The organism is Nocardia sp. NPDC003482 (genome assembly GCF_053588115.1).
Genome location: NZ_JBSFPI010000019.1, coordinates 1 through 24,772, shown reverse-complemented (window position 1 = coordinate 24,772; position 24,772 = coordinate 1). Strand labels below are relative to the sequence as shown.

Below are 24,772 nucleotides of genomic sequence, written 5' to 3'. Positions count from 1 at the left end.
ACCACCGTGGTACCAAGAGTCAGCTGAACGGCGATTCGGGGCGGGGTTGAAGTCGGCCGTCGACGTAGGTGTCCACCTTCTCGTTGTAGAAGCAGACCAGGCCCGCTATCTTCTGGCTTTCGGGGAGGGGGTGGCGGTAGAGCCAGGCGAGGTCGGGGTGGGGGGTGTCGCCGGTGTGGACGGTGAAGTATTCGGCGGTGCCCTTGTAGGGGCAGCTGGTTCGGGTGGGGGAGGGGGTGAGGAGGTCCATGCGGACGTCGGTCATGGGGAGGTAGTAGCGCGCGGGGAGGCCGGTCTCGAACAGGATGCGGGGGGAGTGCGAGTCGGCTACGGTTTCGCCGTCGATCTCGACCCGGATGTGGCGGGAGCTGGCCAGGATGTCGACGCGGGTGTAGGGGCTGCGAGGGTGGACGTAGACGGGTTCGTCCTCCTCGAACCACTCGTCCATGGCGTTCCAGTCCAGGCGGACCAGGTCGCGCAGGTCGGGGAGCGGGGAGTCCGGATAGCGCAGGGCCGCAGCGGGTTTGGTGAGGCCGTCGACGAGCACGTCGTATTCGACGCCGTCGCCGCGGCTCGGCGAACGATGCGTGCCGCCGGTGGGTTTCAATTCCGCGCGCACATCGGCCAGCGGAATGTAATAGGTGGGGTAGTGCGGGCCCTCCCACACCAGCCACGGCATGCTGGTGTCGGCGACCAGGCGGCCCGCCACGTAGGCCCGGACCCGCTTGGCGCTCGGCTCGATCCGGACCCGGCCCCGATTCGTTTCGGTCATACCACCCCAAGGTACCCCGCAGCGGAAAACGGCCGCTGGCTACGCTGGGTCGGCAACAATCGGGCGAACAGAGGGTGAACGGAATGACGAGGACGGGCCTGCGGACCGGGCTGCGGCGTCGGCACATGACCATGCTGGCCATCGGGGGTGCGGTCGGCGCGGGATTGTTCGTGGGCAGCGGTTCGGTGATCCGCACCGCGGGACCCGCGGCGGTGGTGTCGTACGCGGCGGCGGGCGCGCTGGTCCTGCTGGTGTTGCGGGCGCTGGGGGAGATGGTGGTGGCCCGCCCGGTCGCCGGATCGCTGGCCGAGTACGCGCGAATGGCGTTGGGGCCCTTCGCCGGATTCACCGTCGGCTGGCTCTACTGGTACATGTACGTCGTCCTGGTCGGGGCGGAGGCGACCGCGGGCGCGGCCATCCTCGGCCAGTGGATCGACCTGCCCGCCTGGACGCTGTCGGCCGCGCTGCTGATCGTCATGACCGCCGTGAACCTGTTCTCGGTGCGGTCGTTCGGCGAGTTCGAGTTCTGGTTCGCCTCGATCAAGGTCGCCGCGATCGTGGTGTTCCTGATCCTGGGCGTGCTCTACGTGCTCGGCCTGTGGCCGAACGGCCATGGCGGACTGGACAATCCGACCGCGCACGGCGGTTTCGTCCCGCACGGCGTATCCGGGATGCTGTCGGCGATCGTGGTGGTGATCTTCGCCTTCGGCGGCACCGAGATCGTCACGCTCGCCGCCGCCGAGAGCGCCGAGCCCGGCAAGGCCGTGGCGCGGGCCACCAGCAATGTGCTGTGGCGGGTCGGGCTGTTCTACGTGGCGTCGATCCTCCTGGTCGTGACGATCCTGCCGTGGGACGACGCGAAGGTCCTGACCAGCCCGTTCGTCAGCGCTCTGGACCGGATGGGCGTCCCTGCCGCGGGCACGATCATGCAGGTGGTCATCCTGACCGCGGTCCTGTCGGTGCTGAACTCCGCGATCTACGTCTCCTCGCGCATGCTCTACGTCCTCACCGGCGACGGCGACGCCCCCGCCGGGCTGGTCCGGGTGAACCGCCGCGGCGTCCCCGCCCGCGCGGTCCTGCTCGGCACCGTCGCCGCCTGGTGCGCGGTCGTCGCCTCCTACGTCTCGCCCGACCGCGTCTTCACCTTCCTGGTGAACTCCGTCGGCGTCCTGCTCGCCTTCCTCTACCTGGCGATCATGGTGTCCCAGTTGCGGTTACGCTCCCGCCTCGACCGAGAGGACCCCGAGGCCCTCACCTTCCGCATGTGGGCCCACCCCTACCCGAGCTGGCTGGTCATCGCCACCCTCGCCGTGGTCCTGATCTCCGCGGCCGTCATGCCCACCCTCCGCCCCCAACTCCTCGCCTCCACCGTCAGCCTCCTGGTCGTGGCCGCCGCCTACCCCCTGCGCGCCCGCTTCGGCCGCATCCCCCCGGTCCGGGAGGTTCGGGTCCTCGAGCACGGCACCCCATAAATATGCGACAAACGGCATACTGTCAGGACAAAGGTGTAAATTTATGTATAAGCTGTGCGTATGGACGTTGCTCGAGTGCGGGAGCTGATCGCTCGCGGCGAGACTCTCACTACCGAGTTCAAGCGGGGCTCGAACTTCAACGACACCGCCCTCGTCGAAACCGTCGCTTGTATGGCGAACGGTGAAGGGGGAGTGCTTTTGATCGGCGTCGAGGACGACGGACGTATTACCGGTGCGACACCGCGGCACGGTGACCGAACCGACCCCCGGCGTGTCGACGCCCTGATCGCGAGCAGAACCGTCCCTCTCCTGCAAACCTTCACCCGAGTGATGACGATCGACGATTGTGAAGTCATCGCCGTCGAAGTACCGAAGTCGTCTCGGATCGTCGGCACATCCGGTGGTGTCTACCTCCGCCGCACATTGAAGATAGACGGCACGCCGCAGTGCGTTCCCTTCCCGGCTTACGAAATGCTGGCTCGCGAGATCGACAGAGGTGCGGTTGATTTCGCTTCGCTACCTGCTCGGGGCGCGACGATGGAGGACCTCGATCCGAAAGAGTTCGACAGATTCCGGACCATGGCGTCCGCATCCGGCGCCGACTCGGTGATCGCAGGTCTGTCCAATGTCGAGATCTGTCGCGCTCTCGGTGTTGTGAAACCGACCGACGACGATGTGGACCGGCCTACTTTGGGTGCGGTCCTGCTCTTCGGAAATGAAGACGCTGTGGTGCAGCACATGCCGAACCATGAGGTTGCCTTCCAGCTCTTCAGTGGACTCGCTATGGAGGTGAACCACTTCACCAAGGCGCCACTGCTCAAGGTGGCCCAGGACCTTTTCGACCGGGTGGCCACCTGGAATCGGGATGAAGAGCTGCAACTGGGAATGCTTCGAATTTCGATTCCCAATCTTCCGATAGTCGTTGTGCGCGAGGCGATCGCCAACGCCTTGGTGCATCGGGACTATACGGCGATGGGTCCGGTTCGGGTGGTGATCAACGACGACAGTTTCGAGGTCACGAGCCCTGGCGCGTTCCCCCCTGGCGTGCGACTCGACAACCTACTCACGGTGTCCCAACCACGAAGTCCGCTCCTGGCCGACGCTTTCCGCCGTGCTGGGTTGGTCGAACGAAGCGGCCGCGGTATCAGCTTGATGTTCGCATCTCTGCTGCGTCTGGGCCGAGACGCGCCAGATTACTCGCAATCGACCGATCACATGGTGCGTGCCGTTGTGCCGCTCGGACACGCGGATCTGCCTCTTGCTCGCGTCATCTCGCAAAACGAGTCGACGACGGGACGTCCCATGAGTCTGTTCGATCTGCAGGTTCTGCACGAACTCCGCGCCCAGACAAAGCTTTCCGCCAATGAGATCGCCGAGCAATTACATCGGACCCTCGGCGAGACTCGGGCAGGTCTCAGTCGGATGATCGAGGCAGGGCTGGTGGAGCTGCGAGGAAGCGGTCGGGGACGTCTGTATCACCTCTCGGCTGGCGTTTACAAGGCGCTGGACAACCCGCCCGCCTACGTTCGAGTCCGAGGTACGGATTCGATCCAACAGGAGCGGATGATCACGCAATATGTGGAGTCGTTCGGCTCTATCAGTCGCGCTCAAGCGGCCGAATTGTGCATGATCACACCGGATCAGGCATCGAGAGTACTGCGACGGATGGCGGCCGACGGTGCGTTGGTATTGATCGGTGCGCGAAAGGGCGCACGCTATGTCGCTCCGTCGGACGCCGGTCCGAACAAGTCCTGAACTGCTCGCCCTACGAAAAGGATCAGGCCGGGCGGGCCAACGGCCGAGCGGGCGCGCCGAACAGCTGCGCGTCGGCGTGGGCGCGTTTGAAGTACAGGTGGGCGTCGTGTTCCCAGGTGATGGCGATGCCGCCGTGGAGTTGGATCATCTCGCCGGTGACCGTTTCGAAGGTGCGGGAGCAGTGGATGCGGGCGGTGGCGAGATCCAGTGCGGCCGAGGGGTTTTCGGTGGTCAGGGTGGTGAGGGCGTGGTAGGCGGCGGAGCGGGCGGATTCGATGAGGACGTAGAGGTCGGCCATGCGGTGTTTGAGGGCCTGGAAGCCGCCGATGGGGCGGCCGAACTGGACTCGGGACTTGGTGTAGTCGACCGTGGCGGTGAGGCAGGCGTCGGCGGCGCCGACCTGTTCGACGGCGAGGGCGACCCAGGCGATATCACGCAGGCGGGCAACGGCTTCCGCGTCGCCGCCGAGGTGGCGTGCGGGCGCGGCGGTGAACGTGATCTCCGCCAGGCGACGCGTCGGGTCCAGGGTGGGTGTCGTCGCGCGCGTGACTTCCGGTGCGGTGGCGTCGATTTCGTACAGGCCGTCGGACGTCACCACGATCAGCGTCTCGGCCACCGTTCCGTCGAGGACGTAATGCGCTGTGCCGTCGAGCCTTCCGTCGTCGACCCGCACCCCGGGCTCGTCCCAGCCCGCCGACCCGGCCCAGCACACGGCCAGCGTGCGGGCGCCCTCGGCGACCTCGGGCAGCAGCCGCGCGGCGGCCTCCTCGTTCCCGGTGAGCAGCACGGCCTGCGTGCCCAGTACGGCCGAACCGAGCATGGGCGGCGCGTGCAGCGTGCGGCCCAGTTCCTCGACCACCACCAGCGCGGCGGCCAGGCCCGCGCCGACGCCGCCGTACTCCTCCGGAATCGCCAGCGCGGCGACCCCGACCTGTTCGCAGAGCAGCGTCCACAGCTGCTCGTCGTAGCCGAGTTCGCCGGATACGGCCCGGCGCAACGCGTCCCGATCGCCGTGCTTGGCGAGCACCGCCCGCACGGTGTCGGCCAGCTCCCGGAACTCCGCGGTGTCGCTCACGCGCTCGCCTCCGCCCGCAACGCGCGCGCCACCCGCGCGCGATGGAAATCCCCTGTGCCCCAGGCGGATCGCAGCGCGGTCACCTTCGTCAGCCACAGCGACAGATCGTATTCGGCGGTGTAGCCGATGGCCCCGTGCACCTGCAACGCCGTGCGCGCGGCCCGGTAGGCGGCGTCCGCGCAGGCGACCTTGGCCGCCGACACGTCGCGGGCGCGATCGGGCGTGTCCAATGTCAGCGCCGCGCGGAACAGCAGCGGCTCGGCCAGATCGAGGCCGATGAGCACGTTCGCCAGCTGATGCTTCACGGCCTGGTACTGGCCGATCGGCCTGCCGAACTGGTGCCGCTGTTTGGCGTAGGCGACGGTCGTGTCCAGCAGCGCCCGCCCCGCACCCAGCAGCTGCGCCGCGGTGGCCAGCGCGCCCGCGTCGAACGCGGCCGCCAGCGCCGCCGTCACCGCCTCGCCCTCGGCCACCACCTCGTCGGCCACCACCGTGAACAGGCGGCGCGCCGGATCGATCGACCGCACGAGATCACCGCGCCGCGCGGTGTAGAGCCGATCGCCGTCGGCGAGCAGCACCACCTCGGCGACGTCGGCGTCGACCGCGGGCAGCCCCGGCTCCAGCGCCAGCGTGCCCAGCGACTTGCCCTCGGCGAAACCGCCCAGCCAGCGCCGCGCCGGACCGTGGTCCGAAAGCCCTTGCAGCAGAGCGGGAATCACCGCGGCGGTCTCCACCAGTGGCCCCGGCACCGCGGCCCGGCCGAATTCCTGGACGGCCACCACCAGATCGATCGGCTCGGCGCCCATCCCGCCGTACTCGTCGGCGACGGCCAGGCCGAGCGCCCCGGCCCCGGCGAGCTGGCGGATCAGGGCGCGCCCGCCCCGGTGATCGCCGCCCGCCCAGGCGCGCACGAGTCCGGGCGTGCCGGCCGCCTCGCACATCTTGCGCAGGCTCGCGGCGAAGTCGCGCTGTTCGGGGGTTGCTGCGAATCTCATCGACAATCCGTTCTGCGGTTCAACGCGGCAGGCCGAGCAGGCGTTCGGCGATGATGTTGCGCTGAATCTCGTTGGTACCGGCGTAGATCGGGCCCGCCAGGGAGAACAGGTAGCCGTCGGACCAGTCGCCGACGCGTTCGGCGGCGGGGCCCAGCAGCTCGAGCGCGGTCTCGTGCAGGGCGATGTCCAGCTCGGACCAGAACACCTTGTTCACCGACGATTCCGCGCCCAGCTTGCCGCCCTCGGCGAGCCGGGTGACCGTGGCCCAGGTGTTGAGCCGGTACGCCTCGGCCCCGATCCAGTTGTCCACCACGCGATTTCGCGCCTCGGTATCGGCCGGGTCGGCGACGTCGCGCCACAGCTCGACGAGCCGGGCAGCGGTGGCGTTGAACCGGCCGGGGCTGCGCAGCGACAGGCCGCGCTCGTTGCTGGAGGTGCTCATCGCCACCTTCCAGCCCTGGTTCGGCTCCCCGATCACGTCGCGGTCGGGGACGAACACGTTGTCCAGGAAGATCTCCGCGAATCCGGGTTCGCCGTCGAGCTGCGGAATCGGCCGCACGCTCACCCCGTCGGCGGTCAGCGGGAACATCACGTAGGTGAGCCCGCGATGCCGTTCGGCGTCGGGATCGCTGCGGAACAGCCCGAAGGCCCAGTCCGCGAACGAGGCGCGCGAACTCCAGGTCTTCTGCCCGTTGAGGATCCAGCCGCCGGTGGCCCGGCGCGCGGTGGAGCGGATGCCCGCCAGATCGCTGCCCGCCTCCGGCTCGGACCACGCTTGTGCCCAGATGTCGTCGGCGCGGGCCATCCGGGGCAGGACGCGCTCGAGCTGTTCGGGGCTGCCGTGCTCGAACAGCGTGGGCGCGAGCAGGAAGATGCCGTTCTGGCTGACCCGGCCGGGTGCGCCCGCGGCGTAGTACTCCTCCTCGAACAGCACCCACTCCAGCAGCGAGGCGTCGCGGCCGCCGTACTCGCGCGGCCAGGACACGACCGACAGCCGGGCCTCGGCGAGGGTGTGCTCCCACTCCCGGTGCGCCTCGAACCCCGCGCGGGTGTCCATCGAGGGCAAGGGTTTCGCGGGCAGGTGGGCGCGCAGGAACTCGCGCACCTCGCGCCGGAATTCGGTTGCCGCGGTATCGAATTCGAGATCCACTAGTTCGCCTCGCTCGCCTGTGCGCTCGCCTTCATCGACCGCGCGTCCATGCCGCCCAGCGAGTCCACGCCGACCTCGGCGTTGTGTGCGTGGGCGAAGTGATGCAGGCCGAAGACGGAATCCATGCCCGCGCGCATACCCATCAGATCCTCACACTGGTTGACGGCCTTCTTGGTCAGCGCCAGCCCGAACTGCGGCATGGCCGCGATCCGCTCGGCCAGGGCGAGGGTGTGCGCCTCCAGGTCCGCGCGCGGCACCACCCGGTTGACCATGCCCCATTCGTACGCCTGCTCGGCGCTGAACCGGTCGCCGGTGAACAGCACCTCCTTCGCCCGGCGCGGGCCCAGCACCCACGGGTGGGCGAAGTACTCCACGCCCGGAATGCCCATGCGCACAACCGGATCGGAGAAGAAGGCGTCGTCGGCGGCGACGATCAGATCGCACACCCAGGTCAGCATGAGCGCGCCCGCGACGCACGCGCCCTGCACCATCGCGATGGTCGGCTTGGGGATCTCCCGCCAACGGCGGCACATGCCCAGATACACCTCGAGCTCGCGGGCGAAGCGCTGATCGCCGCCCGGCCGGTCCACGTGGTCCCACCACAGCGCGGCCTTGTTGTCGTAGTGCGCGTGATGGTCGCGGCCCGGGGTGCCGATATCGTGCCCGGCGCTGAAATGATTTCCGTTGCCCGCCAGTACGATCGCCTTGACCTCGGCGTCCTCGACCGCCCGGGTGAAGGCCGCGTCCAGCGCGTAGGTCATCGCCGAGTTCTGCGCGTTGCGGTAGCGCGGGCGATTCATTGTGACGATCGCGACCGGTCCGCGGCGTTCGTAGGTGACGACCTCACCCTCGTCGGGTATCGGATCGGAACTCACGAGATCTCCTCACGTAGCTGGCGCTTGAGCACTTTGCCCGCGGCGCTGTAGGGCAGCGCGTCGCGGAATTCGATGTGGCGCGGCACCTTGAAATTGGCCAGGCTCTGCTTGGCGTGCGCGATCACGTCCTGCTCGGTCAGCGCGGATCCCGGCTTGCGGACCACATACGCCTTGCCGACCTCGCCCATCCGCTCGTCGGGCACGCCGATGACCGCGGACTCCGCGACGCCGTCGAGCCGGGCCAGGACCTGTTCCACCTCGGCCGGATACACGTTGAAGCCGCCGCTGATGTACATGTCCTTGAGCCGGTCGGTGATCTTGAGATAGCCGCGCTCGTCGAGGATTCCGACATCGCCGGTGTGCAGCCAGCCGTCGGCGTCGATGGTCTTCGCGGTGTTCTCCGGATCGTCGAGGTAGCCGAGCATGACATTGGGGCCGCGCAGCAGCACCTCGCCGTTGGCGTCGATGCGGATCTCGAAGTCCGCGATCGCCTCTCCCGAGGTGTTGGCGATGGTCTCCGGGTCGTCGTCGGGCCGGCACATGGTGCCGAATCCGGCCGATTCCGACAGGCCGTACGCGGTGACCACCACCTCGAATTCGAGTTCGGCGCGCATCCTCTCGATCAGCACCACCGGGACCGTCGACGCGCCGGTGACCGCGACCCGCAGGCTGCTCAGATCGAATTCGCCGCGGCGCGGATGGTCGAGCAGGGTCTGGTAGATCGTGGGCGGACCGGTGAGGACGGTGATCCGCAGATCCCGCACCATCCGCAGGGTCTCCGGGACGTCGAAACTGGCCTGCGGCACGATGGTCGCGCCGGTGACCAGGCAGCTGAGGATCGCGGCCTTGTAGCCGAAGTTGTGGAAGAACGGCGGGATCACCAGATAGCGATCGCCGGTGCGCAGGGTGGCGCGTTCCACCCAGGCCCGCACCACGCCGAGCGCCTGCCGGTGCGCGACCAGGGTGCCCTTGCTGCGCCCGGTGGTGCCGGAGGTGAACAGGATGTCCGAGATATCCTCGGGGGCAACGGATTCGCCGCGTTCGACGATCAGTTCGGGGGCGACCTCGGCGGCGAGCCGGGGCAGGTCGGCCCATTCGACGGCCGTGCCGGTCGCCCCGCCGGGCGCGTCACCAGGGATGACGACGATCGTCTCGATGTCCAGATTCGGTGCGGTGGAACGCAATTCGGCCAGCCGATCGCGGCCGAGGAACGGCCCCACCACGAACAGGGCCGCGGCGTGGACGCGTTCGAGCACATCGGTGGCCTCCTCGGCCACGTACCGGGTGTTCAGCGGAACCAGCGCGGCGCCCGCGTAATGCGCGCCGAGCGCGGCGACCACCCAGTGCCAGGTGTTGGGCGCCCAGATCGCCACCCGGTCGCCCCGGCCGACGCCGCGGGCCATCAGCGCGCCCGCCGCCTCGCGCACGGCGTCGAGCAGGTCCGTCCACGTCAGCCGGGTGCCGCCGTCGATGATGGCGATCTCGTCACCGAAATCGCGCGCCGCCTCGTGCAGGGCGAGCGGGGTGGTCTGGACCAGGGTCGTCACGGCCGTCCTCGATCGGTTAACAAGCAAGTGCTTGGTAGGTTACTCTACCGGAGTGAGTGTGAGCCAGACCCCGGATCCCGACACCTCGGATGATGCCCGCTTCCGCGCCGACGTGCGGGAATGGCTGGCGGAGAACCTGAACGGCGAGTTCCGGGAGCTGCGCGGGCTGGGCGGTCCGGGCCGCGAGCACGAGGCGTTCGAGGAGCGGCTGGCGTGGGATCGCCATCTGGCCGCGGCCGGGTGGACCTGCCTCGGCTGGCCGAAGGAGTACGGCGGGCGCGAGGCGACGCTGCGCCAGCAGGTGATCTTCCACGAGGAGTACGCGAGCGCGAACGCGCCCGCGCGGGTCTCGCACGTCGGGGAGGAACTGTGCGGGCCGACGCTGTTGGCCTACGGCACCGAGGAGCAGAAGCGGCGATTCCTGCCGGGCATCCGGTCGGTCACCGAACTGTGGTGCCAGGGGTATTCGGAGCCGGGCGCGGGGTCGGACCTCGCGGCGGTCACCACCTCGGCGCGGCGCGACGGCGACGAGTGGGTGCTCAACGGGCAGAAGATCTGGACCTCGCTGGCGCATCTGTCGGACTGGTGTTTCGTGCTGTGCCGCACCGAACCGGGTTCCCAACGCCACCAAGGGCTTTCGTATCTGCTGGTGCCGATGCGGCAGCCGGGGATCGAGGTGCGGCCGATCGTGCAGCTCACCGGGACCGCCGAATTCAACGAGGTGTTCTTCGACAACGCGCGGACCGCGGCCGACCTCGTGGTGGGCGCGCCCGGCGACGGCTGGCGAGTCGCCATGGGCACCTTGACCTTCGAGCGCGGGATCTCCACGGTCGGGCAGCAGATCCGGTTCGCGCGGGAGCTGTCGAACCTGGAGGATGTCGCGAAAGCCAATGGGGCGCTGCGTGATCCGGTGCTGGCCGAGCGGTTCGATCAGGCGTGGGTCGGGTTGCGGGTGCTGCGGGCGCACGCGCTGCGCACCCTCGAATCCGCGCACACCGACGTCGACGCGCGCACGGCCGCCGGGCAGGCGTCGGTGTCGAAGTTGTTGTGGGCCAACTGGCATCGCGATCTGGGCGAGCTGGCGATGGCGGTGTTGGGCGCGCCGGGATTGGTCGCCCTCCCCGACGACATGACCGAATGGCAGCGATTGTTCCTGTTCAGCCGCGCCGACACCATCTACGGCGGCTCGAACGAGGTGCAGCGCAACATCATCGCCGAACGCGTGCTCGGGCTGCCGCGCGAGGCCCGGTAGGAAGGACCATCCGTGACAGATCTCTCCACCCCGCCGCAGCCGGTCGCGGGCCACGGCCTGCTCGCCGGGAAGGTCGCCGTGGTGACGGCCGCCGCGGGCACCGGCATCGGCTCGGCCACCGCGCGCCGCCTGCTCGACGAGGGCGCCGACGTGGTCGTCTCCGATTGGCACGAGCGGCGGTTGAAGCAGACCGAGGAGGAACTCGCGGCGGCCTTCCCGCAGCGCCGGGTCGCTTCGGCGGTCTGCGACGTCACCAGCACCGAACAGGTCGACGAGCTGGTGCGGGCGGCCGCGAATCGGCTGGGCCGCATCGACATCATGGTCAACAACGCCGGATTGGGCGGGGAGACACCGGTTGTCGACATGACCGACGAGCAGTGGGACCGGGTCCTCGACATCACCCTCACCGGCACCTTCCGCTGCACCCGCGCGGTGCTCAACTACTTCCGCGACGCCGGGCACGGCGGCGTCATCGTCAACAACGCCAGCGTCCTGGGCTGGCGCGCCCAGCACGGCCAGGCCCACTACGCCGCCGCCAAGGCCGGTGTCATGGCCCTCACCCGATGCAGCGCCGTCGAGGCCGCGGCCCTCGGCGTCCGCGTCAACGCGGTAGCCCCGAGCATCGCCCGCCACCCCTTCCTGGACAAGGTCACCTCCACCGACCTCCTCGACCGCCTCGCCGCCGGCGAGGCCTACGGCCGCGCCGCCGAACCCTGGGAGGTCGCCGCCACCATCGCCATGCTGGCCAGCGACTACACCACGTACATGACCGGCGAGGTGGTCTCGGTGAGCAGCCAGCGCGCCTGAGGGGGCCAGGGGACCTGGAAAATAGGGTGGCGCTACCTGGGGTGGGGTGTGCAATCCTGGATTTGGCCGGTTCCCGAATTCGAAGGGACCATGACCCATGGGTCTGGACCATCGTCAGGAAGACTCCGAAGAACTGGAACTCGAGCTGGTACGTGAGGTGGTGCTGGCGCGGCGGCGGCTGGACGGCATCGTGCTCGCCGCGCTCACCCTCGGCGCGGAACTCCTCGATCATCGCTCCGGAGCCGCCGCGGCCGTGCGCGCGGCACGGATTCTGGCGCAGCACGCGGTGGACGAGGCGGGCGTCGCGCGCGATCCGCGCGGGGCGCTGCGGGAGGACATGACCCGCGATCGCGAGCGGGCGCGGCGGATCGGCATGGTTCGCGCGCCCGGACATGCCGAGTCCGAGGCCGATCGGCGGCGGCGCAAGCGGATCGCCCTGCTGTGCGAGGTGCGGGCCGATCTGCTCGAGGTCGTGCGGCGCTGCCGCTCCGCCGCGCCGGACGAGACCGAATTCGCCGACGGCATCGCCGAGGGACTGTGCGCGGCGACCGACAAACTGGTCGTCGGCGCGGATATGGAGACCTACCGGGCCTGGCAGCGCGGCATGGTCCTCGAGCTGAGCGAGGTGCCCGACCCGGGCGGCCCGCCGCGCGTCATGGCCACCGTGGACGCCGGACCCGGTCGCGGCCCGCTGACCGTCGAATGGGACAGCTGTGAACGGAGATTGGCGCTGGTGGCCCGCCTCGCCCGCGCGGGCGTCTCACCGGTGGTGATCTGCGACCGCCTGCTGGCCGATCTGTCCATGTCCTCACCGCTGCGCTACTCGCTGCGCTGATTCGTTGGCCCCAAGCAAATGCTTGGTTGTATTATGGCCCGGTGACCGCACCCGACCCCTCGAAGTCCGCGCGCCGCACCGAGCTGCTCTCGCTCGCGGCGGGTTTGTTCGCCGAACGCGGGCTGCGCGCCACCACGGTCCGCGATATCGCCGACGCGGCGGGCATCCTATCGGGAAGTCTCTATCACCACTTCGATTCCAAGGAGTCGATGGTCGACGAGATCCTGCGCGGCTTCCTGGACGACCTGTTCGGCCGCTACCGCGAGACCGTCGCCGCCGGGTTGTCGGCGCGAGATACGTTGGAGGCGTTGGTCATCGCGTCCTACGAATCGTTCGACCGGTGGCATTCGGCGGTGGCGATCTATCAGGCCGAGGCCAAAAGGCTCAGCGGCACAGAGCGTTTCACCTATATCGCAGAGTACAACCGGGAGTTCCGCGAGCTGTGGCACCACGTGCTCACCCAGGGCGTGCGGGACGGCAGCTTCCGCCCCGAACTCGATGTGGAACTGGCCTACCGATTCCTGCGCGACACCGTCTGGGTGGCCGTGCGCTGGTATCGGCCCGGCGGCCGCATCACCGTCGACAACCTCGCCAAGCAGTACCTGACCATCGTGCTCGACGGGCTCACCAACCCGCAGTCTCGCTAGGAGTCTCCATGTCCGCACCGTCCAGCCGCCGCCACACCCCCGTGCGGGAGGCGTACGTGATCGACGCCGTGCGCACTCCGATCGGCAAGCGCGGCGGCGCCCTGTCCGGCGTGCACCCGGCCGATCTGGGCGCGACCGCGTTGCGAGGATTGTTGGCGCGCAACCCGATCGACCCCGGCGCGGTCGACGACGTGATCTTCGGCTGCGTCGACGCGATCGGCCCGCAGGCCGGCAACATCGCGCGCACGGCGTGGCTCGCGGCCGGATATCCGGAGGAGGTCCCCGGCGTCACGGTGGACCGGCAGTGCGGATCGAGCCAGCAGGCCATCAATTTCGGCGCGCAGGCCATCATGAGCGGCACCGCCGACGTGATCGTCGCGGGCGGCGTGCAGAACATGAGCGCCATCCCGATCTCCGCGGCCATGCTCGCGGGTAAGGAGTACGGCTTCGACTCGCCGTTCGTCGGCGCGAAGGGCTGGGACGACCGCTACGGCACCGGCGAGGTGTCGCAGTTCAACGGGGCCGCGCTCATCGCCGAGAAGTGGGGCATCAGCCGCGCGGATATGGAACGCTGGGCGCTGCGCAGCCACGAGCGCGCGCGAAAGGCCATCGGGGAGGGCCGTTTCGATCGCGAGATCGTGCCGGTCGGCGACTTCCGCGTCGACGAGGGTCCGCGCGAGACCAGCCTGGAGAAGATGGCCGCGCTGAAACCGCTCAGCGAGGGCAGCCCGCTCACCGCCGCGGTGGCGAGCCAGATCTCCGACGGCGCGAGCGCCACCCTGCTCGCCTCGGAGTGGGCGGTCGGCGAATTCGGCCTCACCCCGCGCGCCCGCGTCCATCATGTCAGCGCCCGCGGCGCCGACCCGATCTACATGCTCACCGCGCCCATCCCCGCGACCCGATGGGCGCTCGAGCAGACCGGCCTGACCATCGCGGACATGGACGTCATCGAGATCAACGAGGCGTTCGCCTCCGTGGTGCTGGCCTGGCTGAAGGAGACCGGCGCGGATCCGGAGCGGGTCAATGTCAACGGCGGCGCGATCGCCCTGGGTCATCCGCTCGGCGCGACCGGCGCGAAACTGTTCGCCACGCTGCTCAACGAGTTGGAGCGCGTCGACGGCCGCTACGGCCTGCTGACCATCTGCGAGGGCGGCGGCACCGCCAACGCCACCATCATCGAACGCCTGCGCTGAGGTCCGCCTCTACCATCGGAGTGGTGAAGGTACTGGGTGCTTGCCCGCTGGACTGCCCCGACGCGTGTTCCTGGGTGGTGACCGTCGAGGACGGCGCGGCCGTGGGCCTGCGGGGCAATCGCGAGCACCCGGTCACCCGCGGCGCGCTGTGCGTGAAGGTCAACCGGTACCTCGAGCAGGTCGGCTCGCCCGACCGCATCCGCCATCCGATGCGCCGGGTGGGCCGCAAGGGGGAGGGCCGGTTCGAGCGGATCGGCTGGGACGAGGCGCTCGACGAGATCGCCGAGCGGCTCACCGGCATCGTCGACGAGTACGGCGGCGAGGCGATCTGGCCGTTCCACGGCACCGGGAGCCTGGGCTATATCCAAGGGCTGGAAGGGCTTTCGGGCCGCCGGTTCTTCAACGTGCTCGGCGCGTCGCTGCACGACGCCACCATCTGCTCGGTCGCCGGAACGGCCGGGCTGAAGTACACGCTCGGCACCGCCGGGGGTATGGATCCGGAGGATTTCGCGAAGTCGGAGCTGATCCTGCTGTGGGGCACCAACCCGCTGTCCTCCGGGCATCACCTGTGGAAGTTCGTGCAGGACAGCGGCGCGTACCTGGTGTCGATCGATCCGGTGCGCACCCGCACGTCCGAACGCTGCGACGAACATCTGGCCCCGCTGCCCGGCACCGACGCGGCGCTGGCGCTGGGCCTCATGCACGTGATCGTGGCGCTGGGCGCGCAGGACGAGGACTACCTCGCCGCACACACCGTCGGCTGGCCCGAATTTCGTTCGCGCCTGGCTGAATTCACGCCCGAGCGGGTCGCCGCGATCACCGGGCTGCCGTCGGAGCGGATCGTCGCGCTCGGTGCGCGGATCGCCCACACGCGGCCGACCGCCATCCGCGCCTCCCAGGGGATGCAGCGGCACGCGGGCGGCGGCATGGCGCTGCGGGTGCTCGCCTGCCTGCCCGGCGTGACCGGGGACTGGGCGATTCCCGGTGGGGGACTGCACTATTCGACGAGCGGGCATTTCGAGCTGAACCTGCCCGAACTGTTGCGTTTCGATCTGCTGCCCGGCCCGACGCGGACGCTCACCATGACCCGGTTGGCCGAGGGCCTGCTCGACGTGGACGAACCACCCGTCAAGGCGCTGTTCGTGATCGCCGCCAATCCGGTCGGCTCGAATCCCCAGCAGCGCAAGGTGATCGAGGGACTGTCCCGCGAGGACCTGTTCACCGTTGTGCTGGAACACTTTCCGACCGACACGGTGGATTACGCCGATATCGTGCTGCCCGCCACCATGCAGCCCGAACATCTGGACGTGATCGCGGGCTACGGCCATCTGTATCTGGTCTGGAACGAACCCGCGGTGCCCCCGCCGGACGAATGTCTGTCCACCACCGAGACCTTCCGCCGCCTCGCCCGCCGCATGGACCTGACCGAACCGGCGCTCTACGACTCGGACGAGGAGCTGGCCCGGCAACTGCTGAAGGGCCACGATTTCGAGCGTTTGCGCGCCGAGGGCTTCCTGAAGATCGAGCCCGGTCCGGTACCCAGGGACAAGCTGCGCTTCGTCTCCGACCGCGCCGCCGCGGCCGGACACGACCCGCTACCCGCCTACACCCCGCCCGCCGATCCGGGCACCGGCCTGGTCCTCATCTCCGCCGCACCCCACCACTTCCTCAACACCACGTTCGGCAACAACCCCGAATTACGCAGGCGCGCAGGCGATCCCACCATCGTGATGCATCCCGCCGACGCCGCCGCCCGCGGCATCGCCGACGGCGCACCGATTCTGGTCGCCAACGCCCGCGGCTCGTTCGAGGCCGTCGCCGAGGTGTCCGACCGGGTGCGCCCCGGCGTGGCCGCGACCACCAAGGGCCGCTGGGCCAAACTCTCCGGCGGTGCGACCGTCAACGCCACCATCGCCGAACGCGACGCCGATTTCGCGAATGGCGCCGTGTTCCACGACAATCGGGTGGAGATCACGCCGTGTCGGCCAGCGACAGGAAGGCCGCCTGCGTAGCCGAGCCCGGCTCGGCGCAATAGACGATCATGCGCTGATCGGTATCGTCGAGATACAGCACCTGACAGTCGAATTCGAGCGGCCCGAGGTCGGGGTGCGTGACCCGCTTGCGATGCGCGCGCCGCACCCGGACGTCGTGCTCCGCCCACATCTCCGCGAAACGCGGTGCGGTGGCGAGCAGTTCGGCGACCAACTCGGCCAGGGCGGCGTACCCGGGATAGCGGGCGTAGGCGGCGCGCAGATCGGCCACCGTCGAGCGGGCGAACAGCCGCACCGAGGTGTCGTCCCACACCGGATCCTCGGCGGCGAATCGGAACATCCAGCGGATCATGTTGCGGTCCCGTTCCGGGGCGTCGTCCAGGCCGAGGAAGGGGGCGGCCGCCCGGTTCCAGGCGAGGACCTCGTAGGTGGCGTCCACGACGTAGGCGGGGGCCGACAACGCGTCCAGCAGCACCCGGATCGAGCGCGTCACGACCTTCGACGGGCCCGCGACCACCGGCGGATTCACCCCGGCCGTGCGGTACAGGTACTCGCGCTCGTCGGTGGTGAGCAGCAGCGCCCGCGCCAGCGCGGCCAGCACCTGCCGGGACGGATGCGCGCCGCGGGCTTGTTCGAGTCGCGCGTAGTAGTCCACCGACAGTCCCGCGAGCTGAGCGACCTCCTGCCGCCGCAGGCCGGGCGTGCGCCGAATCCCGGTCTCGGGCAAGCCGACCTCGTGCGGCCGCAGCCGGGCGCGCCGGGTGCGCAGAAAGGCCGCGAGTTCCTTGCGATCCGCCATGTCCTCAGTGTGATCGCCGCGCTCGCCCGTTGGGTGGTACAAACTGGTCCTCCCTGCCCGGCGCGGGCGCGCCCATGCTGGTCGCCATGACGACGACAGCCTTGATCACCGGCGCCAACAAGGGCATCGGATTCGAAGTGGCTCGCGGACTCGCGGCCCGGGGCGCGACCGTGCTCGTGGGCGCGCGGGACGAGGGACGCGGCCGCGCGGCCACCGAGAAGCTGACCGCCGAGGGATTCGACGCCCGCTTCGTCCACCTCGACGTGACCGACGCCGACTCGATCGACCGGGCCGCGGCGTGGATCGGCGCGGAGTTCGCCGCCCTCGACGTCCTGGTCAACAACGCGGGCATCACCGGTGAGTTGGAGGGTGACGGCAAGGCGTCCGCCACGACTCTCGCGAATCTGCGAAAGGTGTACGAGACCAACGTCTTCGGTGTCGTCGCCGTCACCAACGCCCTGCTTCCCCTCCTGCGCGCGGCCCCCGCCGCCCGCATCGTGAACGTTTCCAGCGAGGTCGGATCCCTCACGCTCACAACGGATCCCGAATCCCCCTTCGCGGCCCTCGGCGCGATCCCCTACCCCTCGTCCAAAACCGCCCTGACCATGATCACCACGCTCTACGCCAAGGAGTTCGCGGGCACACCCATCAAGGTGAACGCCGCCAATCCCGGCTACACCGCCACAGACCTCAACGGCCACACCGGTTTCCGCGCCCCGGCCCAGGGCGCCGAACCCATCGTGTGGCTGGCCACCCTCCCGGCCGACGGCCCGAACGGCAAGCACTGGGGCCATCGGTGGGGCGACACCGAGCACGAGTACGGCGAACTGCCCTGGTGATCAGCGCAGTGCGGCCAAGGCGTCGATGCGGGCGCACGCCTCGGCGACGATGCCGTCGATCAGTTCGCGGACCGTGGGCAGGTCGTCGATGATGCCGGTGACCTGACCGGCCGCCAGGACACCGGCCTGGGTGTTGCCCTCGACCAGACCGGCCTTGAGCAGCATGGGGGTGTTGGCGGCCATGACGACCTGGGACCAGGTGAGGTCCTTGGTCCTGCGCATGGCGAGTCCGTCGCGGACCAGGGCGGACCACTTCATGCCGGTCATGCTCTTGAACTTCGACGCGTTGGCGACCGCGGCGGTCAGGCCGCGCCAGCGACCCGAATGTTCCAGGCGCTGAACGAGTTCGGTGTTGAGGACGCGGTGCGGCATACCGTCCACCTTGAGCGAGACGACCGTGTCCTGGAGGCCGCGGCTCAGGTACTCCCGTTTCACCGCGTCGGGGACCGTGCTCTCCTGGGTGAGCAGGAAGCGGGTGCCCATCGCGACCCCGGCCGCGCCGTACGCCAGGGCGGCGGCCAGGCCGCGCCCGTCGAAGAAGCCACCGGCCGCCACCACGGGGATGTCGACCGCGTCCAGCACCGAGGGCAGCAGCAGCGTGGTGGCCACCGGGCCGGTGTGCCCGCCGCCCTCGCCGCCCTGCACGATCACCGCGTCCGCGCCCCAGGCCGCGACCTTCACCGCGTGCTTGGCCGCGCCGATCGACGGAATCACCACCACGCCGGCGTCTTTGAGCCGGGCGATGAGTTCCTGCTTGGGCGCCAGCGCGAACGAGGCGACCCGCACGCCCTCGCGGATGAGCAGTTCGATGCGGTCGGGGGCGTCGGCGGCGTCGGCGCGGATGTTCACCCCGAAGGGGCGGTCGGTGTTCGCCTTGGTCTTGGCGATCGCCCCCTCCAGTTCGGCGAAGGTCATGGTGGCCGACGCCAGGATGCCCAGCCCGCCCGCCTCGGCGGTCGCGGCCACCAGTCGCGGACCGGCCACCCAGCCCATGCCCGTCTGCACGATCGGATGCTCGATCCCGACCAGGTCGGTGAGCGGCGTGCGCAGGCGGCTCACGACGCGACCTCCTTGTCACGAATCCCCTTGGGGTCCAGCACGGTTCGGATCAGCCGCAGCTCCTCCTCGGTGGGCCACCGGGTGGTCTCGGCGGTGTCGAGCCCGGCGATCTCGAAGGCGGTGTTCTCGGCGACCTCGGCCGCGGTGACGCCCGGATGCAGCGACAGCGCCCGCATGGTGTGGTCGGGTCCGCCGAAGTCGAACACGCCCAGATTGCTGACCACGCGGTGCAGGTGATGGAAGCGGTAGGCCGGATTGGCGGGATCGACCTTGTCGTAGCCGACGCCGCACACGATGTCGACCCGCTCGCAGAACACCCGCTTGCCGTGCTGGGGCACGAAATAGCTGGTCGCGTGGTTGATGGTATTGCCCGGCGCGCCGCGCACCCCGAACATCTGCCGCGCCGGATGCTGCAACGGGCCGAACGCCGACAGGTTCTGATTGCCGAACCGGTCGATCTGATTCGCGCCCATCACCACGTGCCGCCGCCCGGAGGCGACCACATCGAACACCTTCCCGAACGGAATCCAGCCCTCCACAGGCGCTTTCGCGCCCAGCGCGGGCACCTCGGCCAGGAACAGCGCCTCGCCGTCGGACAGCAGCAGATCCGGTTCGAAGGTCAGCCGGGCCAGCCGCGCGCCGATCGTCGGCGTGGGTGACATCGGGCTGGCCATGATCTCGCCCGCGCCCCGGAAGATCTCGGCGCAGGCGACCGCGCACACCTCGGCACGGGTCGCGGTGGTGGTGTCGGTCATTTCGCCTGCTCCTCGCCGAATTCGCGGACCGCGGACTGGTATTCGTCCTCGGTGACGTCCAGATAGCGCGCCTTGAACGCGGCCCACGCCTCCGGATCACCGGCGGCGGCCACGTAGTGCCGCTGGAATCGCTCGTCGCGGCCGTAGCTCCCGGAGAAGGTGAAGTGCGCGCCGCCCGGGGTCTCCACCACGCCGTCGACCAGCATGCGGTTGAGGATGATCGCTTGCTGCGGAACGGCTTTCACCAGTTCGTCGGTGTCGACCAGGCGGTCCACCGACAGGTATCGGCGCTCGGCGGCCAGGCAGAACAGGTCGTCCATGTACGGGTCGACGCCGGTGTAGGCCGCGTTGCCGTGCCGGTCGCCCAGATCCAGATGCACGAGGGCCGCGTCCAGGGTCAGGGCGGGCATGGCGATCAGCGTCTCGGTGCGGCCGTCGGGGCCGGGGTACGGCGATTCGACCGTGCGCAGCTCACCCTCCCAGAACGCCGGGACGTCCGAGCCCAGCCCGGCGCGGATCGGCAGGAAGGGCAGCCGCGCGGCGGCCGCCTGCAACCCGCACTTGACCATGCCCTCGTCCATCTCGCGGGCCACGATCGCGCCCGAGGTGCGGGCCGCGGCGAACCACGGATCGTAGAAGGGCGCGGAGTCCAGCGAGACGAAGCCGTAGTACGCCTTGCGCACCTTGCCCGCCGAACACAACAGGCCCAGATCCGGCCCGCCGTAGGTGACCACCGTCAGATCGGTGACATCCGAGCGCAACAGCGCCCGCACCAACGCCATCGGCTTGCGCCGCGAACCCCAGCCGCCGATGCCGATCGTCATGCCGCTGCGCAGCTCGCCGACGATCTGGTCGAGCGTCATCCGCTTGTCGCGCATCTCAGTTCCCCTCCCGCTTCGCCGCCAGATCCGCCTCGAACCGGGCGCGGATCTCGTCGGAGACCCCGGCCAGATTCAACTCGAAGGTGAAGCCCTGTTCGTAGCGATAGCTGCGGTGCACGTCCTGCACGTCGATCCCGTTCAGCGCCCGTTTGGCCGCGCGGATCACCCGCCCGTCCTTGGCGGCGATGTTCTTCGCGACTTCCAGTGCGGCCGAATCCAATTCGGCCCGGGGCACCACCTTGTGCACCGAGCCGAAGTGCAGCAGCTGCTGGGCGGTGACCGTGCTCGCGGTGTAGAACAGCGTCCGCATCATGTGCTGGGGCACCAGCCGCGCCAGATGGGTGGCCGCGCCGAGCGCCCCGCGCTCCACCTCGGGCAGGCCGAAGGTGGCGTCGTCCGACGCGACGATGACATCGGCATTGCCCACCAGTCCGATGCCGCCGCCGAGGCAGAACCCGTGCACCGCCGCGATCACCGGCACCTGGCACTCGTAGACCGCCGAAAACGCCTCGTAGCACCCGTGATTGGCATCGATCAGGGCCTGGTGGCCCGAATCCCGTTGGATCTCCTTGATATCCACGCCCGCGTTGAAACCGCGGCCCTCGGCACGCAGCACCACCACCTTGGTCTCCGCGTCGCGCCCGGCCGCGCGCACCGCGTCGGCCACGGCGAACCATCCGGCGGTGGGCAGGGCGTTGACCGGCGGGTAGTCGATCGTGACGACCTCGATGCCGGAGCTCTCGGTGTGACGGTTGATGCCCATCCCCATGTCCATTCGTTGGCAAAACAAGCAAGTGCTTGGTAGGTTAGCACGGTGGCAATCGATGTGGACCTTTCCGGGCAGGTCGTTCTGATCACCGGTGGGGTGCGGGGCGTGGGCGCCGGGATCAGCAGGGTGTTCCTCGACGCCGGGGCCACCGTGGTGACGTGCGCCCGGCGGCCCGGCGACGCGCCGATCGAGAGTTCGGGGCGGGTCGCGGACTTCCTGCCGTGCGATGTGCGCGACCCGGACGCGGTCGGCGCGCTCGTCGATACCGTCGTCGAGCGGTACGGGCGGCTCGACCATGTGGTCAACAATGCCGGGGGAGCCCCGTTCGCCCCGGCCGCCACCGCCAGCCCGAATTTCCACGACAAGATCGTGCGACTCAATCTGCTTGCGCCGCTGCATGTTTCGCAGGCGGCCAATCGGGTGATGCAGGAACGGCCCGACGGCGGATCGATCGTCATGATCTCCAGCGTCAGCGGGCATCGGCCCTCGCCCGGCACCGCGGCCTACGGCGCGGCCAAGGCGGGGCTCGATCATCTGATCGCCTCGCTGGCCGTGGAGTGGGCGCCCAAGGTCCGGTTGAACTCGATCGTCGTCGGCATGGTCCGCACCGAGAGCGCGCACCTGCACTACGGCGACGAGGCCGGAATCGCCGCGGTCGCCGACACCGTGCCGCTCGGGCGGCTGGCCGCGCCCGAGGACATCGGCCGGGTCGCGGCCTTCCTCGCCTCCCCGCTGGCCGCCTATGTCAGCGGCGCCGCGCTGACCGTGCACGGCGGCGGCGAGCGCCCCGCCTTCCTGGCCGCCGCGACCGCACCGAACGACCAAGCAGCACAACGGAAATGAGAGCAGTGGACATGGCTGAGAAGATCTGCGCGGGCCGCACCGTCATCGTCACGGGCGCGGGCCGGGGCATCGGCCGGGCGCACGCGCTGGCCTTCGCCGCCGCCGGGGCCGATGTCGTGGTCAACGATCTCGGCGCCGAACTCGACGGCGCGCCCAGCGCCGACTCCCCGGCCGCCCAGGTGGTCGAGGAGATCGAGCGCCTCGGCGGGCGGGCCGTGGTCAACGGCGACGACGTGGCCGACTGGGCGGGCGCCCAGCGCCTGATCGAGCAGGCCGTCGAGACGTTCGGGCGGTTGGACGTGCTGGTCAACAATGCCGGGATCGTGCGCGACCGCATGCTCGTGAACCTGAGCGAACAGGAATGGGACGCGGTGGTGCGGGTGCACCTCAAGGGTCACTTCGCCACCATGCGGCACGCCGCCGCGTACTGGCGCGGCGAATCGAAGGCGGGCCGTCCGGTGGACGCGCGCGTCATCAACACCAGTTCCGGTGCGGGCCTACAGGGTTCGGTCGGGCAGGGCAACTACGCCGCGGCCAAGGCGGGCATCGCCGCGCTGACCATCACGGCCGCGGCCGAATTCGCGCGCTACGGCATCACCGTCAACGCCATCGCCCCCTCCGCGCGCACCCGCATGACCGAGGGCGTGTTCGCAGACATGATGGCCCGGCCCGAGGAGGGCTTCGACGCCATGGCCCCCGAGAACGTCTCGCCGCTGGTGGTCTGGCTGGGCAGCGCCGATTCGGCCGGGGTGACCGGGCGCATGTTCGAGGTCGAGGGCGGCAAGGTCGCCCTCGCCGACGGCTGGCGGCACGGCGTTCCCGTGGACCGGGGCGCGCGCTGGGAGCCCGCCGAACTCGGTCCGGCGGTACGCGAGCTGATTGCCAAGGCGACGCCGCCGGAGGCGGTGTACGGCGCCTGAGCAGCGCTTGTACGGCCCGGTCGCAGGTCACGCGGCCGGGCCGTTCTCGTGCGCGGGGATCGGCGCGTCGGGGCGATCCGGGCAGCGATCGGCTCCGAATAACCTTGTGGGACCGGCACAACCGGGTGCGCTCCACCGCCTCGTCCAGTCGTGGTGATGGGTGCGCGCGCTGTCGCCGCCGCCCGCACGAGATTCGGCACGCCCTGCCACGGTGTGATGAACGCCGCTGTAGGAAGTGGGTCAGCTCACACCACCGCCCTGCGCGGGCAAACATTCGGCAGTTATGATGATCGGCATTCGACACGAGCGCTCCGGATACATCGCGGCCGGGACGCGGGATCTACGCAGTTGGAGTGGATGAGGGGAAGGCATCGGCGCATGACCATCGGTCGCATCGCGCGCGTGGTGACGGTAGCCGGAGTACTGGCCGGTTGCGGTCTCCTCGGCCCCCTGTCCGCCCAGGCCCAACCCCAACCCAACGGATCCTGCCCCCGCTGCGCCGTCGCCGGTCCCGACCAGGGCACGCCTCTCACCATCCCCGGCCGCCCCACTTCCCCTTCCTCCACCAGCCCGCAAAACGCCTCGGGCACACCGTGTTCCGCCCCACCGGCCGCGTCCGGAGCCGCCTCCGCGAACGGGGTGCACTCAGTGGGCACGCCGCCGCCCGTTGTCCTCGGGCCCTCCGGCTCGGCCGGTTCCACGCCGCCGGGCGTCGCGTCCGGGAACGACTCGGGCCCATCGGATTTCGTGCCCTCGGGTGCGCCGGATTCCCCGCGGCCGGGCGTCGTGCCCGGGAACGGTTCCGTACCCTCGGGTGCTGCTTCCGGGCCGGAGTGTTCGGTGTCGTCCGGTTCCGCGTCCGGGGGTATGACGGGTACGGCGGCGGGGGGTGAGGTGACCGACCCGGCGCCGTCTCGTCCCGCGGCCGGATTCGGTGGACTAGCAAGCATTCTCGGAAGTGGATCGGCGGGGCTCGGGGCCGCGGTGACCGGATCGGCGGCGGTGGGTTCGGCGGCCATCGGTTCCGCGGGTGGCGCCACCGGATCGGCGCTCGCGGGCGCGGGTTCGGCCGCGGCGGGGACCGGCTCGGCGGCCGTCGGATCGGCCGCGGCCGCAACGGGTTCCGCCGCGGTGGGGACCGGGGCGCTCCTGGCGGCGCTGCTCGGCACGGGTTCGGCCACCGCACTCGGGACCGGGTCGGCGGCATTGCTCGGCACCGGATCGGCCTTGGCGGTGTTGACCGGGACCGGGTCGGCCGCGTTGCTCGGGACCGGGTCCGCGACGGGATCGGCGCTGGCGACCCTGGGCGTAACCGGTTCGGCCGCAGTGGGTTCCGCGGCGGCGGGGTCGGCGGCGGTGATGTCGCCCCTGTTGCTGCTGCTGTTGTTGCAGCCCGTTCCGGTGCCGCCGCCGGTCGCCCCCGCGCCGGTGGCCCCGCCCGTGCCCGCGCCGCCGCCGCTGCCGGCGCTGCCCGCCCTCGCACCCCCGATGCCCGCCGCCGCCCCGGTCGACGCACCGGCCCCCGCGCCCGCTCCGCCGCC

General features: G+C 70.0%; 22 protein-coding genes and 1 pseudogene. 12 read left to right on the top strand and 11 right to left on the bottom strand.

What is annotated here, in order from left to right; genetic code table 11:
- Positions 1 to 19 precede the first annotated feature (19 nt).
- Positions 20 to 772, bottom strand: a complete 753-nt coding sequence (locus tag ACWDSJ_RS26930; protein ID WP_450035139.1) for a DUF427 domain-containing protein — start codon at positions 770 to 772, stop codon at positions 20 to 22.
- 83 nt (positions 773 to 855) lie between these two features.
- Here ACWDSJ_RS26930 and ACWDSJ_RS26925 point away from each other — a divergent pair, with 83 nt between their 5' ends.
- Positions 856 to 2,244, top strand: a complete 1,389-nt coding sequence (locus tag ACWDSJ_RS26925; protein ID WP_450035138.1) for an amino acid permease — start codon at positions 856 to 858, stop codon at positions 2,242 to 2,244.
- A gap of 75 nt (positions 2,245 to 2,319) precedes the next feature.
- Positions 2,320 to 3,999, top strand: coding sequence for a DNA glycosylase AlkZ-like family protein (locus ACWDSJ_RS26920; RefSeq protein ID WP_450035136.1), 1,680 nt, complete (start codon positions 2,320 to 2,322; stop codon positions 3,997 to 3,999).
- A 22-nt stretch (positions 4,000 to 4,021) separates the two neighbouring features.
- On the opposite strand, the gene ACWDSJ_RS26915 is transcribed toward ACWDSJ_RS26920, so the two are convergent.
- The 5 genes from ACWDSJ_RS26915 to ACWDSJ_RS26895 are packed head-to-tail and all read right to left on the bottom strand — an operon-like array spanning position 4,022 to position 9,641.
- Positions 4,022 to 5,074, bottom strand: a complete 1,053-nt coding sequence (locus ACWDSJ_RS26915) for an acyl-CoA dehydrogenase family protein (protein ID WP_450035135.1) — start codon at positions 5,072 to 5,074, stop codon at positions 4,022 to 4,024.
- A complete protein-coding gene (locus ACWDSJ_RS26910; RefSeq protein WP_450035133.1) occupies positions 5,071 to 6,069 on the bottom strand; it encodes an acyl-CoA dehydrogenase family protein in 999 nt (332 codons plus the stop codon). The genes ACWDSJ_RS26915 and ACWDSJ_RS26910 overlap by 4 nt, the downstream gene beginning before the upstream one ends.
- 19 nt (positions 6,070 to 6,088) lie before the next feature.
- On the bottom strand, positions 6,089 to 7,219 hold the full coding sequence (locus ACWDSJ_RS26905) for an acyl-CoA dehydrogenase family protein (RefSeq protein WP_450035131.1): 1,131 nt from the start codon (positions 7,217 to 7,219) through the stop codon (positions 6,089 to 6,091).
- Entirely contained in the window at positions 7,219 to 8,094 is an 876-nt protein-coding gene (locus ACWDSJ_RS26900; protein WP_387368343.1) for an enoyl-CoA hydratase, read from the bottom strand. Before ACWDSJ_RS26900 ends, ACWDSJ_RS26905 begins: the two co-directional genes overlap by 1 nt.
- Positions 8,091 to 9,641 carry a FadD3 family acyl-CoA ligase gene (locus ACWDSJ_RS26895; protein WP_450035129.1) on the bottom strand — a complete coding sequence of 517 codons (1,551 nt, stop codon included), beginning with the start codon at positions 9,639 to 9,641 and terminating at the stop codon, positions 8,091 to 8,093. The genes ACWDSJ_RS26900 and ACWDSJ_RS26895 overlap by 4 nt, the downstream gene beginning before the upstream one ends.
- A gap of 52 nt (positions 9,642 to 9,693) precedes the next feature.
- Here ACWDSJ_RS26895 and ACWDSJ_RS26890 point away from each other — a divergent pair, with 52 nt between their 5' ends.
- The 6 genes from ACWDSJ_RS26890 (at position 9,694) to ACWDSJ_RS26865 (ending at position 16,387) form a co-directional block, all read left to right on the top strand.
- Positions 9,694 to 10,893: an acyl-CoA dehydrogenase family protein gene (locus ACWDSJ_RS26890; RefSeq protein ID WP_450035127.1), complete on the top strand. Its 1,200-nt coding sequence runs from the start codon at positions 9,694 to 9,696 to the stop codon at positions 10,891 to 10,893.
- A gap of 12 nt (positions 10,894 to 10,905) precedes the next feature.
- Positions 10,906 to 11,700, top strand: a complete 795-nt coding sequence (locus ACWDSJ_RS26885; RefSeq protein ID WP_450035126.1) for an SDR family oxidoreductase — start codon at positions 10,906 to 10,908, stop codon at positions 11,698 to 11,700.
- A gap of 97 nt (positions 11,701 to 11,797) precedes the next feature.
- Positions 11,798 to 12,535, top strand: a complete 738-nt coding sequence (locus ACWDSJ_RS26880; protein WP_450035124.1) for a hypothetical protein — start codon at positions 11,798 to 11,800, stop codon at positions 12,533 to 12,535.
- 41 nt (positions 12,536 to 12,576) lie between these two features.
- Positions 12,577 to 13,182: a TetR/AcrR family transcriptional regulator gene (locus ACWDSJ_RS26875; RefSeq protein WP_387368353.1), complete on the top strand. Its 606-nt coding sequence runs from the start codon at positions 12,577 to 12,579 to the stop codon at positions 13,180 to 13,182.
- 41 nt (positions 13,183 to 13,223) lie between these two features.
- Entirely contained in the window at positions 13,224 to 14,375 is a 1,152-nt protein-coding gene (locus ACWDSJ_RS26870) for an acetyl-CoA C-acetyltransferase (RefSeq protein ID WP_387368462.1), read from the top strand.
- Between the two features lie 23 nt (positions 14,376 to 14,398).
- Positions 14,399 to 16,387 carry a molybdopterin-containing oxidoreductase family protein gene (locus tag ACWDSJ_RS26865; RefSeq protein ID WP_450035123.1) on the top strand — a complete coding sequence of 663 codons (1,989 nt, stop codon included), beginning with the start codon at positions 14,399 to 14,401 and terminating at the stop codon, positions 16,385 to 16,387.
- Here ACWDSJ_RS26865 and ACWDSJ_RS26860 read toward each other — a convergent pair.
- The gene (locus ACWDSJ_RS26860; RefSeq protein ID WP_450035122.1) at positions 16,347 to 17,165 is read right to left on the bottom strand and encodes a helix-turn-helix transcriptional regulator; all 819 of its coding nucleotides are present in this window, start codon (positions 17,163 to 17,165) and stop codon (positions 16,347 to 16,349) included. The two genes, ACWDSJ_RS26865 and ACWDSJ_RS26860, sit on opposite strands and share 41 nt — an antisense overlap.
- Positions 17,166 to 17,251: 86 nt before the next feature.
- Here ACWDSJ_RS26860 and ACWDSJ_RS26855 point away from each other — a divergent pair, with 86 nt between their 5' ends.
- The gene (locus ACWDSJ_RS26855) at positions 17,252 to 18,004 is read left to right on the top strand and encodes an SDR family oxidoreductase (RefSeq protein WP_450035121.1); all 753 of its coding nucleotides are present in this window, start codon (positions 17,252 to 17,254) and stop codon (positions 18,002 to 18,004) included.
- On the opposite strand, the gene ACWDSJ_RS26850 is transcribed toward ACWDSJ_RS26855, so the two are convergent.
- The 4 genes from ACWDSJ_RS26850 to ACWDSJ_RS26835 are packed head-to-tail and all read right to left on the bottom strand — an operon-like array spanning position 18,005 to position 21,462.
- A complete protein-coding gene (locus ACWDSJ_RS26850) occupies positions 18,005 to 19,063 on the bottom strand; it encodes a nitronate monooxygenase (RefSeq protein WP_450035119.1) in 1,059 nt (352 codons plus the stop codon).
- Complete coding sequence (locus ACWDSJ_RS26845; RefSeq protein WP_450035118.1) at positions 19,060 to 19,818, bottom strand: CoA-transferase subunit beta; 759 nt, start codon at positions 19,816 to 19,818, stop codon at positions 19,060 to 19,062. The genes ACWDSJ_RS26850 and ACWDSJ_RS26845 overlap by 4 nt, the downstream gene beginning before the upstream one ends.
- Positions 19,815 to 20,696, bottom strand: coding sequence for a CoA transferase subunit A (locus tag ACWDSJ_RS26840; protein WP_387368365.1), 882 nt, complete (start codon positions 20,694 to 20,696; stop codon positions 19,815 to 19,817). The genes ACWDSJ_RS26845 and ACWDSJ_RS26840 overlap by 4 nt, the downstream gene beginning before the upstream one ends.
- A gap of 1 nt (position 20,697) precedes the next feature.
- Positions 20,698 to 21,462, bottom strand: coding sequence for an enoyl-CoA hydratase family protein (locus ACWDSJ_RS26835; RefSeq protein WP_387368367.1), 765 nt, complete (start codon positions 21,460 to 21,462; stop codon positions 20,698 to 20,700).
- 57 nt (positions 21,463 to 21,519) lie between these two features.
- Here ACWDSJ_RS26835 and ACWDSJ_RS26830 point away from each other — a divergent pair, with 57 nt between their 5' ends.
- The 3 genes and pseudogenes from ACWDSJ_RS26830 to ACWDSJ_RS26820 all read left to right on the top strand — a co-directional run.
- On the top strand, positions 21,520 to 22,311 hold the full coding sequence (locus tag ACWDSJ_RS26830) for an SDR family oxidoreductase (RefSeq protein ID WP_450035286.1): 792 nt from the start codon (positions 21,520 to 21,522) through the stop codon (positions 22,309 to 22,311).
- Between the two features lie 11 nt (positions 22,312 to 22,322).
- Positions 22,323 to 23,231 carry an SDR family oxidoreductase gene (locus ACWDSJ_RS26825; RefSeq protein WP_450035116.1) on the top strand — a complete coding sequence of 303 codons (909 nt, stop codon included), beginning with the start codon at positions 22,323 to 22,325 and terminating at the stop codon, positions 23,229 to 23,231.
- An 840-nt stretch (positions 23,232 to 24,071) separates the two neighbouring features.
- Positions 24,072 to 24,772: pseudogene (locus ACWDSJ_RS26820) on the top strand (hypothetical protein); the annotation flags it as partial.

Excerpts from the sequence above, each read along its gene's own strand:
- ACWDSJ_RS26930 (WP_450035139.1), bottom strand. The coding sequence starts at position 772 with ATGACCGAAACGAATCGGGGCCGGGTCCGGATCGAGCCGAGCGCCAAG.
- ACWDSJ_RS26925 (WP_450035138.1), top strand. The coding sequence starts at position 856 with ATGACGAGGACGGGCCTGCGGACCGGGCTGCGGCGTCGGCACATGACC.
- ACWDSJ_RS26910 (WP_450035133.1), bottom strand. The coding sequence starts at position 6,069 with ATGAGATTCGCAGCAACCCCCGAACAGCGCGACTTCGCCGCGAGCCTG.
- ACWDSJ_RS26880 (WP_450035124.1), top strand. The coding sequence starts at position 11,798 with ATGGGTCTGGACCATCGTCAGGAAGACTCCGAAGAACTGGAACTCGAG.
- ACWDSJ_RS26860 (WP_450035122.1), bottom strand. The coding sequence starts at position 17,165 with ATGGCGGATCGCAAGGAACTCGCGGCCTTTCTGCGCACCCGGCGCGCC.
- ACWDSJ_RS26855 (WP_450035121.1), top strand. The coding sequence starts at position 17,252 with ATGACGACGACAGCCTTGATCACCGGCGCCAACAAGGGCATCGGATTC.
- ACWDSJ_RS26845 (WP_450035118.1), bottom strand. The coding sequence starts at position 19,818 with ATGACCGACACCACCACCGCGACCCGTGCCGAGGTGTGCGCGGTCGCC.
- ACWDSJ_RS26840 (WP_387368365.1), bottom strand. The coding sequence starts at position 20,696 with ATGCGCGACAAGCGGATGACGCTCGACCAGATCGTCGGCGAGCTGCGC.
- ACWDSJ_RS26835 (WP_387368367.1), bottom strand. The coding sequence starts at position 21,462 with ATGGGCATCAACCGTCACACCGAGAGCTCCGGCATCGAGGTCGTCACG.
- ACWDSJ_RS26825 (WP_450035116.1), top strand. The coding sequence starts at position 22,323 with ATGGCTGAGAAGATCTGCGCGGGCCGCACCGTCATCGTCACGGGCGCG.